10 protein-coding genes are annotated in these 12,642 nt (G+C 71.2%); 9 read left to right on the top strand and 1 reads right to left on the bottom strand.

Annotated features, from left to right (window positions below; all coding sequences use genetic code 11):
• The 8 genes from DW309_RS05680 to DW309_RS05645 form a co-directional block, all read left to right on the top strand.
• The coding region (locus DW309_RS05680; RefSeq protein WP_136044816.1) for a M20/M25/M40 family metallo-hydrolase at positions 1-266 on the top strand (266 nt) is incomplete at its 5' end.
• A 316-nt stretch (positions 267-582) separates the two neighbouring features.
• Positions 583-2,388 (top strand): ABC transporter substrate-binding protein, encoded by a 1,806-nt coding sequence (locus DW309_RS05675; protein ID WP_240745286.1) that lies wholly within the window; start codon positions 583-585, stop codon positions 2,386-2,388.
• A 72-nt stretch (positions 2,389-2,460) separates the two neighbouring features.
• Positions 2,461-3,504, top strand: coding sequence for an ABC transporter permease (locus tag DW309_RS05670; protein WP_136035442.1), 1,044 nt, complete (start codon positions 2,461-2,463; stop codon positions 3,502-3,504).
• Complete coding sequence (locus DW309_RS05665; RefSeq protein WP_136030919.1) at positions 3,501-4,415, top strand: ABC transporter permease; 915 nt, start codon at positions 3,501-3,503, stop codon at positions 4,413-4,415. Before DW309_RS05670 ends, DW309_RS05665 begins: the two co-directional genes overlap by 4 nt.
• A 1-nt stretch (position 4,416) precedes the next feature.
• Complete coding sequence (locus DW309_RS05660) at positions 4,417-6,066, top strand: ATP-binding cassette domain-containing protein (protein WP_136030917.1); 1,650 nt, start codon at positions 4,417-4,419, stop codon at positions 6,064-6,066.
• Positions 6,063-7,040, top strand: a complete 978-nt coding sequence (locus DW309_RS05655) for a S66 peptidase family protein (RefSeq protein WP_240744545.1) — start codon at positions 6,063-6,065, stop codon at positions 7,038-7,040. The genes DW309_RS05660 and DW309_RS05655 overlap by 4 nt, the downstream gene beginning before the upstream one ends.
• A complete protein-coding gene (locus DW309_RS05650) occupies positions 7,037-7,873 on the top strand; it encodes a serine hydrolase (RefSeq protein WP_136044815.1) in 837 nt (278 codons plus the stop codon). The genes DW309_RS05655 and DW309_RS05650 overlap by 4 nt, the downstream gene beginning before the upstream one ends.
• Positions 7,870-8,682: a serine hydrolase gene (locus tag DW309_RS05645; RefSeq protein ID WP_136044814.1), complete on the top strand. Its 813-nt coding sequence runs from the start codon at positions 7,870-7,872 to the stop codon at positions 8,680-8,682. Before DW309_RS05650 ends, DW309_RS05645 begins: the two co-directional genes overlap by 4 nt.
• A gap of 97 nt (positions 8,683-8,779) precedes the next feature.
• Here DW309_RS05645 and DW309_RS05640 read toward each other — a convergent pair whose 3' ends face one another.
• Positions 8,780-9,829: a P1 family peptidase gene (locus DW309_RS05640; protein ID WP_136044813.1), complete on the bottom strand. Its 1,050-nt coding sequence runs from the start codon at positions 9,827-9,829 to the stop codon at positions 8,780-8,782.
• Positions 9,830-9,985: 156 nt separating this feature from the next.
• Here DW309_RS05640 and valS point away from each other — a divergent pair, with 156 nt between their 5' ends.
• Entirely contained in the window at positions 9,986-12,580 is a 2,595-nt protein-coding gene (gene valS, locus DW309_RS05635; protein WP_136044812.1) for a valine--tRNA ligase, read from the top strand.
• Positions 12,581-12,642: the final 62 nt, after the last annotated feature.

The raw sequence follows: 12,642 nt of genomic DNA, 5'->3' as shown, positions 1-12,642 counted from the left end.
GGCCGGCCTGGCGGGCCTCCGCGCAGGACGCCGCCCTGCTGGAGCAGATCTCCGAAGCGGCGGCCGGTGTCGGTCAGCGCATCGAGGGTCGTCCGGCCGCGGGCGCCGGGGACACCAACCTGCTGGGCGGGCTCGGGCTGCCGACCGTCGACGGCTTCGGGCCACGGGGCGGGGGCGCGCACGCGGTGGACGAGCATTTCCTGCGCTCCTCCCTGCGCGACCGGGTCGCGCTCCTGCGTGCCGTGCTCACGATCGCCGCGGACTGACGATACGATTCCCGTTCGCGTGCCCCGGGACCCCTGGCGAGGATACGTTCCGGATCTCCACGGTGACGATGCGACGCCGTCTCGACGGTTCCCGCACGTGCGCATCCTGGCAGCCCCGTGTTTCCGCCGTGTTACACCCGAACGGCGCCGGGGGGTCTTCTCCACGACCGCAGTTTTTCTTCCGCGATACGCATCGAATCTCTTGACCCCGGGCCCGACTTCCGCTTGCATGGTCTCCACCGACCCGGCTTCATCGTGGATCCGGGCGGCGCCCGAAGGGACTTCTTCCATGCGTCTTGCCCCCCGCTCGAAATCAGTGCGAAGTCTGACCGCCGCCGCGATCGCGACCGCGCTTCTCGTCGCCGCGCCGGTCGGTGCCGCCCAGGCGCAGACCGCGAGCGCCGCCACCGAATCCCCCGCATCGGACACCACGCTGCGAATCGCGACGTCCGGGTTCGTCGACACGTTCAACCCGTTCATCTCGATCTACCTCACGCCGACCAACATCATCCGGTACGTGTACGAGTCGCTCGTGCAGAACGACGCTGAGGACGGCTCCCCGACCAAGGGTCTGGCTGACTCGTGGGAGGCCACCGACGGGGGCCAGACCTGGACCTTCACGCTGCAGGACGACCTGGTGTGGTCCGACGGCGAGCCGATCACCTCCGCCGACGTGAAGTACACGTACGACCAGATGCTCACGGTGCCCGCGCTGGGCACCGCCAACGGCAACCTGGTGTCGAACTTCGACACGGTCGAGACGCCCGACGACAAGACCGTCGTCATCACCCTGAAGACCCCGCAGGCCCCGAACCCCGGCTCCGAGATCCCGATCGTGCCGAAGCACATCTGGGAGAAGGTCGACGACCCGACCACGTTCGCCAACGACTCCGAGGTCGTCGGCTCCGGCCCGTTCGTGCTGGACAGCTACTCCGCCAACCAGTCCATCACCCTGAAGGCGAACGAGAACTTCTGGCGCGGCGCCCCCAAGATCGACGCGATCCAGTACGTGTACTACACGAACTCCGACGCGCAGGTGCAGGCCCTCAAGGCGGGCGACGTCGACCTCGTCACCGGTCTCACCCCCACCCAGTTCGAGGCGCTCGACGGCGTCGACGGCGTCACCACCCACTCCGGTGAGGGCCGCCGCTACCACTCGATCAGCATCAACGTGGGCCAGCAGACCCGCGACAACGTCCCCTACGGCACCGGCAACGCCGCGCTCAAGGAGCTCGAGGTGCGCCAGGCCATCCGCCTCGGCACCGACACCGCGACCCTGCTCGACAAGGTGCTCGACGGCGAGGGCACGCTGGCGACGAGCTTCATCCCCGCGTCCTTCCCGAAGTGGCACCTGTCGGAGGACGACGACGTGATCGTCGGCTTCGACCCCGAGGCCGCGCAGGCGAAGCTCGACGAGGCCGGCTGGACGCCCGGCGCCGACGGCATCCGCGAGAAGGACGGGCAGCGTCTCGCGCTGCGCCTGCTGATCGACGCCGACGACGCGAACGAGCAGTCCATCTCCGACTTCTTCGTGCCGTGGATGAAGGACATCGGCATCGAGATCACGGTCGAGTCCACCGACTCCGACACCATCAGCGCGAAGGCCACGTCCGGCGACTACGACCTGTACTTCAGCGGCTGGTCGGTCAACCCCGACCCCGACTACCAGCTCGGCATCAACACCTGCATGAACCTGCCGACCGCGACCGACGGCACCGGCGGCACCACGCAGGACGGCTACTGCAACCCCGAGTTCGACGAGATGTACGCCCAGCAGCGCTCCGAGATCGACGAGGAGAAGCGGCAGGAGATCGTGCACGACATGCTCGCGCTGAACTACACCGACACCGCGCAGGTGGCCACCTGGTACGCCAACTCGCTCGAGGCGTACCGCTCCGACCGCTTCACCGGGTTCACCCTGCAGCCCAAGGACGGCGGCATCATCGCCAACCAGGCCGGCTACTGGGGCTACCTGACCGTGGAGCCGGTCGAGGGCGCGACGGCCGGCGGCACGGGCACCAACACGGGCCTCATCATCGGCGGAGTCGTCGTGGGAGTGATCGTCGTGGGCGCCCTGGTCTTCTTCCTGATCCGACGCCGCAACATCGCCGACGTCGAATGAGCCCCGCGAGACGTCGCGGGCGGCGGTAGCCCGCCCCCGCGACGTCTCCGGCTCCGCAGCAAGGAGACCCCCATGTCCAACGCGGTACCCCCCTCCACCTCGGCCATCGCCACGAGCGCGGCCGCCGAAGAGCAGCCGACCGGCGTCGGCGCCCTCCGGTACATCCTCGGCAAGCTCGGCGGCGCGGCCATCAGCCTCGCGATGGTGATCCTCCTCGGATTCTTCGCCTTCAAGATCCTGCCCGGCGACCCGGTCGCCTCGATCGCCCGCGAACGCGGCATGAGCGCCGAGCAGGCCGACCAGCTGCGTGAGCAGCTCGGCCTGAACAAGCCGCTGTGGCAGCAGTTCTTCGACTACCTCGGCAACGTCTTCACCCTCAACTTCGGCACGAGCTACGTGTACCGCACGTCGGTGTCCGAGCTGATCGGCCAGTACTTCTGGAACACGATCCTGCTCACCGGGACCGCGGCGGTGATCGCGATCGCGCTCGGCCTGTGGCTCGGCCAGAAGGCGGCGTGGAAGCACGGCTCCACCTTCGACCGCATCGTCTCCGGCACCTCGCTCGTGTTCTGGTCGGTGCCGACGTTCTGGCTGGCCCTGCTGCTGCTGATGATCTTCGGCGGCACGCTGCACTGGTTCCCCACCGGCGGCATGGTGTCTCCCAACCCGCCGACCGACCCGGTGGGCATCGTGCTCGACGTGATCTCGCACATGGTGCTGCCGGTGATCACGATGGTCGCCGTGGTGTACGCGCAGTACCTCATGGTGATGCGCAGCTCGCTCCTGGAGGAGATGGGCGCCGACTACCTCACCACCGCACGCGCCAAGGGCCTCCGCGAAGACCTCGTGCGCCGCCGCCACGCCGTGCCGAACGCGCTGCTTCCCACCGTCACCCTCGTGTTCATGCACATCGGCGGCCTGATCGCGGGAGCCGTGACCGTGGAGACGGTGTTCTCCTGGCCCGGCCTCGGCAAGCTCACGTTCGAGGCGATCTCCGGCCCCGACCTCCCGCTCCTGCAGGGCACCTTCGTGGTGTTCTCCACGATCATCATCGTGATGAACCTCATCGCGGACCTCATCTACCGTCAGCTCGACCCGAGGGTGAGGCGCGCATGACCACGGCATCCCCGACCATCCGTTCCCCCCGCGCCCTGGCCTGGCACCGCCGCGGCGTCGCCTTCACGGGCTTCTGCCGGGAGTTCGCGCACCACCGCGCCGGCATGGTGGGGCTCGTCTTCCTCATCATCGTGGCGCTCGTCGCGATCTTCGCGCCCGTCATCGCCCCCGCGAGCATGCTCGACGTGACGAAGCTCGTCGACGTGCAGCGGTTCGCCCCGCCCTCGTGGGAGCACCCGCTGGGCACCGACCACCAGGGTCGCGAGATCTGGGTGCGCATGGTGTGGGGCGCCAGGGTGTCGCTGCTCGTCGGGCTCGCCGCCACCGCGATGTCGATGATCATCGGCACGCTCGTCGGCATCGCCGCCGGGCACTTCACCGGGTTCTTCGGCGGCCTCATGATGCGCATCATCGACTTCTTCCTGGTGCTGCCGTCGCTGATCCTCGCGATCGTGCTGTCGTCGGTGCTGAGCCGCGGGGTGTGGACGATCATCATCGCCATCGGCCTCACCTCCTGGGCGGGCACGGCCCGCGTGGTGCGCGCGCAGACGCTGTCGGTCGAGTCGCGCGACTACATCGAGCGCTCCCGGGCGCTCGGCGCCGGCCACTGGCACATCATCCTCAAGCACCTGCTGCCCGGGGTGCTGCCGCTCGTGCTCGCGAACACGACCCTCACGGTCGGCTCCGCGATCATCTCCGAGTCGACGCTGGCGTTCCTCGGCCTCGGCGACACGACCCTGCAGTCCTGGGGCTCGATCCTGAAGAACGCGATGGACGTCTCCGCCGCGACCAGCGGCTACTGGTGGTACGTGCTCGTGCCCGGTATCGCGATCGTGCTCGTGGTGCTGGCCTTCACCGTGATGGGCCGCGCGGTCGAGAACATCACCAACCCGACGCTGAGGAGCCGCTGAGATGCCCGACCTGATCTTCGACGACGTCTCCATCACCTACCGCACCTCCGGCCGCTCCGGCCGCGACGAGGTCGCCGCGGTGCGCAACGTCTCCCTCACCCTCCCCGCCGGGCAGACCCTCGGCATCGCCGGCGAGTCGGGGTCGGGCAAGAGCACCCTCGCGATGAGCGTGCTGCGCCTGCTCCCCCGCAACGCCCGACTCAGCGGACGCGTGCTGCTGGGCGACCAGGACGTGGCGACGCTGTCGTTCGGACAGCTGCGCGCCGTGCGGTGGGCGCAGACCTCCATCGTGTTCCAGGGCGCGATGCACTCGCTGAACCCGGTGCGCACGGTCGCATGGCAGCTGAACGAGGCGCTGGAGCTGCACGCCTCCGATCGCTGGAAGACCGAGAAGGCGCGGAAGGAACGGGTGCGCGAGCTGCTCGACGTCGTCGACCTTCCGCCGCAGAAGGGCGAGGCGTATCCGCACGAGCTCTCCGGCGGGCAGCGGCAGCGCGTCATGATCGCGATGGCTCTCGCGTGCGACCCCGAGGTGATCATCGCGGACGAGCCCACCACCGCGCTCGACGTGATCGTGCAGAAGCAGATCCTCGACATGATCTCCCGGCTGGTCGCCGAGCGCGGCATCTCGATGCTGATGATCAGCCACGACCTGTCGGTGCTCGCGACCGCGTGCGACCGCATCGCGATCATGCGCAACGGCGAGCTGGTCGAGGTCGGCGAGAGCTACGCGGTGTGCACGACGCCCGAGCAGGCGTACACGCGCCAGCTCGCCGACGCGTTCCCCACCATCGGCGACCCCGCCTCCCGCATGGCGCCGGTGACCCGGCACGGACGCGACGCCGACGACGTGCCGGAGATCGTCCACGGCGACGAGGTGCTGCTGGAGGCGAAGGGCCTCAACGTCACCTACCGCTCGGGAGGCCGGCCCGTGCACGCGGTGCGCGACGTCGACCTCGCGGTGCGGCGCGGCGAGATCGTGGCGCTGGTCGGCCAGTCCGGCTCGGGCAAGTCGACCCTCGCCCGCGCCCTCATGGGACTGCAGCCCGCCGACCCGGGGTCGCAGATCCTGTTCGAGGGCTCTCCGATCGCGGCGAAGGGCCGGGCGCTCGCGCAGTTCCGCTCGCAGGTGCAGCTGGTGCTGCAGGACCCGTGGGCGGCGCTCAACCCCAAGCACAGCGTGTACGAGTCGGTCGCCGAGGGCCTGCGCGTGCAGCGCTACCCCGGAGACGAGCGCGAGCGCGTGGCGCAGAGCCTCGCCGACGCCGAGCTGACGCCGCCCGAGCAGTACTTCGGCGCGATCCCGCAGGAGCTCAGCGGCGGTCAGCGGCAGCGCGTCGTGATCGCCGGAGCCCTGGCCGTGCAGCCGCAGATGCTGATCGCCGACGAACCCGTCGCCTCGCTCGACGCCTCGGTGCGCGGCGAGATCCTGGGACTGCTGCTCGACCTGCGCCGCCGCCTCGGGCTCTCAGCGCTCGTCATCACGCACGACCTCGGGCTCGCATGGAACATCGCCCACACGGTCGCCGTCATGTACCACGGGCAGATCGTGGAGCACGGCCCCACGGAGGAGGTGCTGCTGAACCCGCAGCACGAGTACACGCGGCACCTGCTCTCCGCGGCACCGCGCATCGAGGAGAGGACCGCATGACCGACACGATGGAGGGCACCGCGATCGGCACGGACTCGCCCTACCTGGACTCCGCGCCGCTGCGACCGGGCGACACCGTGGCGATCGTGTCGCCCTCGGGCCCCGGCAACGAGGAGAACACGCAGCGCGCCGTCGACTACTACGAGTCGTGGGGCCTGAACGTGAGGGTGGGAGAGCACGTGCTCACGCCGCACCCGCGCGCCTCCTACCTCGCCGGCCCCGACGACCTGCGCCGCGCCGACCTCGTGGCCGCCTGGCTGGACCCCGAGGTCGACGCGGTCGTCACGGCCCGCGGCGGCTACGGCGCCCTGCGGCTGCTCGACGGCATCGACTGGGCGGCCATGCGGCGCGGAGCCCTCCGGCGCGACGGACGGCCGAAGCTGCTCACCGGCTCGTCCGACGTGACCGCGCTGCACGAGACCTGGCGCGCGCACCTCGGCGTCGCCACGCTGTTCTGTCCGATGGCGGGCAACAACGTGTTCCGCGACTCGCCGACCGTGCGCGACGACGTGCAGCGCTGGCTGTTCGAGCCCTGGCGCGGACGCGAGCTCATCGGCCCGAAGACCGAGATCATGACGCGGGGCCGGGCGGAGGGACGCTTCACCGGCGGCAACCTCAGCCTCCTGGCGGCGGGACTGGGGGCGCCGGAGGCCGCCGTCGCCGCCCCGGGCATCCTGTTCCTCGAGGACATCACGGAGGAGCCGTACCGGCTGGACGGCTTCGTGACGCAGCTGCGCCGGGCCGGGCGGCTCGCCCAGGCCTCGGGCATCGTGCTGGGCTCCTGGCACGAGTGCGGCGACCTCGAGCTCGTGCACGCCCTGATGCGCGACGAGTTCCAAGACCGCGGGGTGCCGGTGCTGTGGGAGCAGGGCTTCGGCCACGACCCGCACGCGCTCACGATCCCGCTCGGCGTGGACGGGGTGCTCGACGCGACCGGGGACGAGCCGCGCCTCACGGTCGGGCTGCCGGCATGATCGCCCTCCCCCCGCTCGACCCCCGGGCGACCTGGTCCGTCCGGCTGCTCGACGCGGACACCGGGGCGACCCTGGCCGAGCACGACCCGGACGTGCAGTGCGAGACCGCGAGCATCGGCAAGATCTTCCTGCTCATCGAGGTCGCCCGGCGGCTGGAGGACGGGACGCTCGCGGCGGACGCGCGCATCGACATCCCCGACGAGCACCGTGTCGAGGACTCGGGGCTGCTGTACCGGATGCACGACCAGCGCGTCACCGTGCTCGACGCGGCGCTCCTCGTCGGCGCCGTGAGCGACAACCTCGCCACGAACGCGCTCCTCCACCTCTGCGGACTCGACGCCGTCCGCGCGGTCGCCCCGGAGCTCGGCTACCGCGACACCGCGCTGCACGACTACATCCGCAACGAGCGCACGCCCGACCTGCCGTGGACGCCGTCGTTCGGCACCGCAGCCGAGCTGTCCGACGTGATGCGGCGGCTCGGCGCCGGCGAGGTCTTCTCCCCCGCCGTGAGTGCGCGCGTGCTGGACTGGCTGGCCGCCGACACCGACACGTCGATGGCCGCCGACGCGTTCCTGCTCGACCCCCTCGCGCACGTCGAGGCCGAGTACCAGGGCCTGGTGCTGCGTCACAAGACCGGCAGCGTGGGCTTCGCGCGGGTGGACGTCGGACTGCTGCGCGGCCCGGAGGGCGCGGTCGCCTACGCCGTCGCGGCGAACTGGAAGACCGCGGGCACCGACCTGCGAGCGCCCGTGCTCGACGGCATGCGCGCGGTCGGCGAGCTCATCCGGGCGCACGTGACCGGACGCCCGCGCGACGACGGAGGGGACGCATGAGCGCGATCGACGTGGAGCTGCCGAGCGGGAACGGCACCGTGTGGTCGGTGCTCGTGCAGGACGTCGACACCAGCGAGGTGCTGCTGCGCCACGACCCCGAGGCCGTGCAGGACACCGCGAGCGTTGGCAAGATCTTCCTGCTGCACCGGCTGCTCGCCGAGGTCGACGCGGGCACCCGCACGCTGGAGGAGCGCGTGACCCGGCGCCCCGTGGAGGCCATCGAGGACTCGGGGCTGTGGTACCTGCTGCAGGCCGACGAGCTGTCGCTGTACGACGTGGCGGCGCTGATCGGCGCGGTGAGCGACAACGCCGCCACCAACACCCTGGGCCGCGTGATCGGCATCCCCGTGGTGCAGGAGCACACCCGGGCGCTCGGCTACACCGCCTCCGCGCTCGACGACATCGTGCGGTGGCCGATCCCGCCCGGCGCTCCCCGGACGCTGTCGCACGCGAACGCCGCGGAGCTCGTGCGCTTCATGTCGCGGCTCGCCGACGGCGCCGATCTCTCGCCCGCGTCGGCCGACACGCTGCGGCGGTGGCTCGGTGCCGGCATGGACCTGTCGATGGTCGCCTCGGCGTTCGAGCTCGACCCGCTCGCGCACTGGGGGTTCGACCGCGGCGTGTGGCTGCTGAACAAGACCGGGACGATCTCGCGGGTCCGCGCCGACACGGGCCTCGTCATGTCGCCCACCCGGCGCATCGCCTACGCCGTGCTGGCCACCTGGAACAGCGGTGCGGACGGCCGCGGCCCGGTGCTCGCGGCCATGCGCCGGATCGGCGAGGGCATCCACGCCGCGCTCGCCGACTGAGCACCGCTCGCACCGCAGGACGTCCGGGCGCGGTTGCCGCGACACGTCGCGCGTCCGTCCTCCACGGCGACGTTTCCCCCCGGGTCGTGAACGCCGGTCAGACGACCCCGGCGCGCGCCAGGCGCTCTCGCACCCGATCGATCGGCACCGCGTGCGCCGTCCGCCCCTCGGGGCCCACGGTGGTCTCGGCGGCCAGCACGGAGTTGATCAGCGCCTCCTCGACCGCGTCCATCGTCGCGGCGAACAGCGGCGAGAGCTCGTCGTCCGCCGCGAGCCCGCCCGTCGCCGGGTCGTGCACGGAGAACGCGATGGCGTAGTCGCCGCTGCCCTGCGCGTAGTCGGCACCGACGCCCCGCATCGCGAACACGGCGCGGTTGGCCACGCGCCCGAGCTGGCGGCCGTCGACCGGCGCATCGGTGGCGACGACGATCATGCAGGAGTTCCCGACCGTCTCCGCAGGGTCGTCCGTGAGCAGCTCCTCCGCGGGCAGGGGCACCCCGGCGATGCGCAGCGTGCCACTGAAGTTCGTCTGCACGAGCGCGCCGACCGTGCACGGGGTTCCGGCCACGTCGACCACCCGCGACGCCGTGCCGATGCCGCCCTTGTAGCCGAGGGCGACCGTCCCGGCACCCGCACCGACACAGCCCTCCGCGGCGGGACCGGACGCCGCCGCCTCCAGTGCCGCGACCACCTGCTCCTCGCCCACGGCCCGCCGACGGATGTCCGAGAGGAACCCGTCGTTCGTCTCCCCCACCACCGGGTTCAGCGTCGTCGTGTGCGCGTGCGCGGGTGTCGCCAGCAGGTGCCCGAGCAGCGCGTCGGCCACGCGGAACACCGACAGGGTCGACGTGAGGAGGATCGGCGTCTCCAGCGCGCCGAGCTCGCGCACCTGCGTGGCACCGACGAGCTTGCCGTAGCCGTTGCCCACGGAGAGGTTCGCGGGAAGGCTGCGGCGCCGCGCGGTGAGCGCGTCCGGCACGATCGCCGTGACCCCCGTGTGCAGACCGTCGCCGTGCAGCGTGGCGTGGCCGACCCGCACCCCGGGCACGTCGGTGATCGCGTTCTCCGCACCGCGCGCGAAGGCTCCGGCCGCGACGCCGAGGTCGGCGAGCCGGGGACGGGTGGACGAGGACCACGGCGATGTCATGCTCCGATCCTCCCAGTCGCGGCGGGTGCGGGTCCGCGCCGCGCCGAGCGCCCGCCGCGGTCGAGCGACCCGCCCGCACGCTCGGTAGACTGGGCGGCACCACCCACACTCAGGCACGCTCACACAGTGCCGCATACATCGCTCGAGGAGACCTCCATGTCCGCCATCCCTGACAAGCCCGCACTCGAAGGTCTCGAAGCGAAGTGGGACGCCGCCTGGGCGGAGCAGGGCACCTACCTGTTCGACCGTCTGCGCGCCGCGGAACTCGGCCGTGAGGGCGTGTACTCGATCGACACCCCTCCGCCCACCGCCTCGGGCAGCCTGCACATCGGGCACGTGTTCTCGTACACCCACACCGACGTCAAGGCGCGGTACGAGCGGATGCGCGGCAAGACCGTGTTCTACCCGATGGGCTGGGACGACAACGGCCTGCCCACCGAGCGCCGCGTGCAGAACTACTACGGCGTGCGCTGCGACCCCTCGCTCCCCTACGACCCCGACTTCACCCCGCCGTTCGAGGGCGGAGACAACAAGTCCAGCCGTGCGGCCGACCAGCAGCCCATCAGCCGGCGCAACTTCATCGAGCTGTGCGAGCGCCTCACGATCGAGGATGAGAAGCAGTTCGAGGCCCTGTTCCGGCAGCTCGGCCTGAGCGTGGACTGGACGCAGACCTACCGCACGATCTCCGACGACACGATCCGCCAGAGCCAGCTCGCGTTCCTGCGCAACATCGACCGGGGCGAGGCCTACCAGGCCCTCGCGCCGACGCTGTGGGACATCGACTTCCGCTCCGCCATCGCGCAGGCCGAGCTGGAGGACCGCGACCAGCAGGCCGCGTATCACACGATCGAGTTCCCCTTCGCGGACGGCTCCGGCTCGATCGCGATCGACACCACGCGTCCGGAGCTCCTCCCCGCGTGCATCGCGATCGTGACCCACCCCGAGGGCCCGCACAAGCACCTGATCGGCACGAAGGTGCGCACCCCGTTCTTCGGTGCCGAGATCGAGATCCACGGTCACCACCTCGCCCAGCCCGACAAGGGCACCGGTGCCGCCATGGTGTGCACCTTCGGCGACGTGACCGACATCGTCTGGTGGCGTGAGCTGCGCACGACCGATGGTCGCGACCTGCCGAACATGACCACGATCGGCCTCGACGGCCGGTTCCTCCCGGAGGCTCCGTCCCTCGTGGCCGACGCCGACGCCCGCGCCTGGTACGCGGCCGAGGTCGCCGGCAAGACCGTGTTCAGCGCCCGCAAGGCGATCGTCGAGAAGCTGCAGGAGACGGGCGACCTGACCGCGGTCGGCAAGCCCTTCCAGCACGCCGTGAAGTTCTTCGAGAAGGGCGACCGTCCGCTCGAGATCGTGTCCACGCGCCAGTGGTACATCCGCAACGGCGCCCGCGACGGCGAGCTGCGCGACCAGCTGCTCGCGCACGGGCAGGAGCTCGCGTGGCACCCCGACTTCATGCGCGTGCGGTACGAGAACTGGGTCGGCGGTCTCACCGGCGACTGGCTCGTGTCCCGGCAGCGCTTCTTCGGCGTGCCGATCCCCCTCTGGTACGCGCTGGATGAGAACGGCGACCGCGACTACGACCGCGTGCTCGTCCCCGACGCCGCGAGCCTGCCGATCGACCCGACCACCGACGTGCCGGCCGGGTACACCGAAGACCAGCGCGGCGTGCCGGGCGGGTTCGACGCCGAGGCCGACATCCTCGACACGTGGGCCACGTCGTCGCTCACGCCGCAGCTCGCCGGCGGCTGGCAGCGCGACGAGGAGCTGTGGCAGCTCACGGCCCCGTTCGACCTGCGTCCCCAGGGGCAGGACATCATCCGCACCTGGCTGTTCTCCACCATGCTGCGTTCCACGCTGGAAGACGGCAGGGCCCCGTGGAAGAACGCCGCGATCTCCGGCTTCATCGTCGACCCGGACCGCAAGAAGATGTCGAAGTCGAAGGGCAACGTGGTCACCCCGGCCGACGTGCTCGACGCGCACGGCTCCGACGCGGTGCGGTACTGGGCGGCCTCCAGCCGACTGGGCATGGACGCCGCGTTCGACCCGCAGAATCCGACCCAGGTGAAGATCGGGCGGCGCCTGGCCATCAAGGTGCTCAACGCCGCGAAGTTCGTGCTGTCGTTCCCGGTGCCGGAGGGGGCGCAGGTCACCCACGCGCTGGACGCCTCGATGCTCACGGCCCTCGACGCCGTGGTGGCGGAGGCGACCGCGGCGTTCGACCGCTACGACGCCGCGCGCGCGCTCGAGCTCACCGAGGCGTTCTTCTGGACGTTCTGCGACGACTACCTGGAGCTGGTGAAGGAGCGGGCGTACAACCAGAACGACGTGGGACAGGCGTCGGCGGCACTGGCGCTGCGCCTGGCGCTGTCCACGCTCCTGCGTCTGCTCGCGCCCGTGCTGTCGTTCGCGACCGAGGAGGCGTGGTCGTGGTTCGAGCAGGGTTCCGTGCACACCGCCGCGTGGCCGGAGCCGCTGGGCATCGAGGGCGACGCCGCGGTGCTGGCCGCCGCGAGCGAGGCCCTGATCGGCATCCGTCGTGCGAAGACCGAGGCGAAGGCGTCGCAGAAGACCCCGGTGTCGCGCGCGGCGATCGCCGCCCCTGCCGCGAAGCTCGACGCGCTGCGCGCCGCTGCCGACGACCTCCGCGCGGTCGGCCGCATCGCCGAGCTCGAGTTCACCGAGGCCGAGGAGTTCGCGGTGACCGCGATCGAGCTCGCCCCGGTCGAGGCGTCGTGATGCAGCTCGGCACCCGCTGGGCCACCGGCACGCAGCCGCCCGCGTCGGTCCCGGAGGCGCTG

Source organism: Microbacterium sp. K41, from assembly GCF_004794395.1.
GTDB classification, from domain to species: Bacteria; Actinomycetota; Actinomycetes; order Actinomycetales; family Microbacteriaceae; genus Microbacterium; species Microbacterium sufflavum.
The sequence above is the reverse complement of the archived record's forward strand: the minus strand, read 5'-3'. Positions and strand labels throughout refer to the sequence as shown.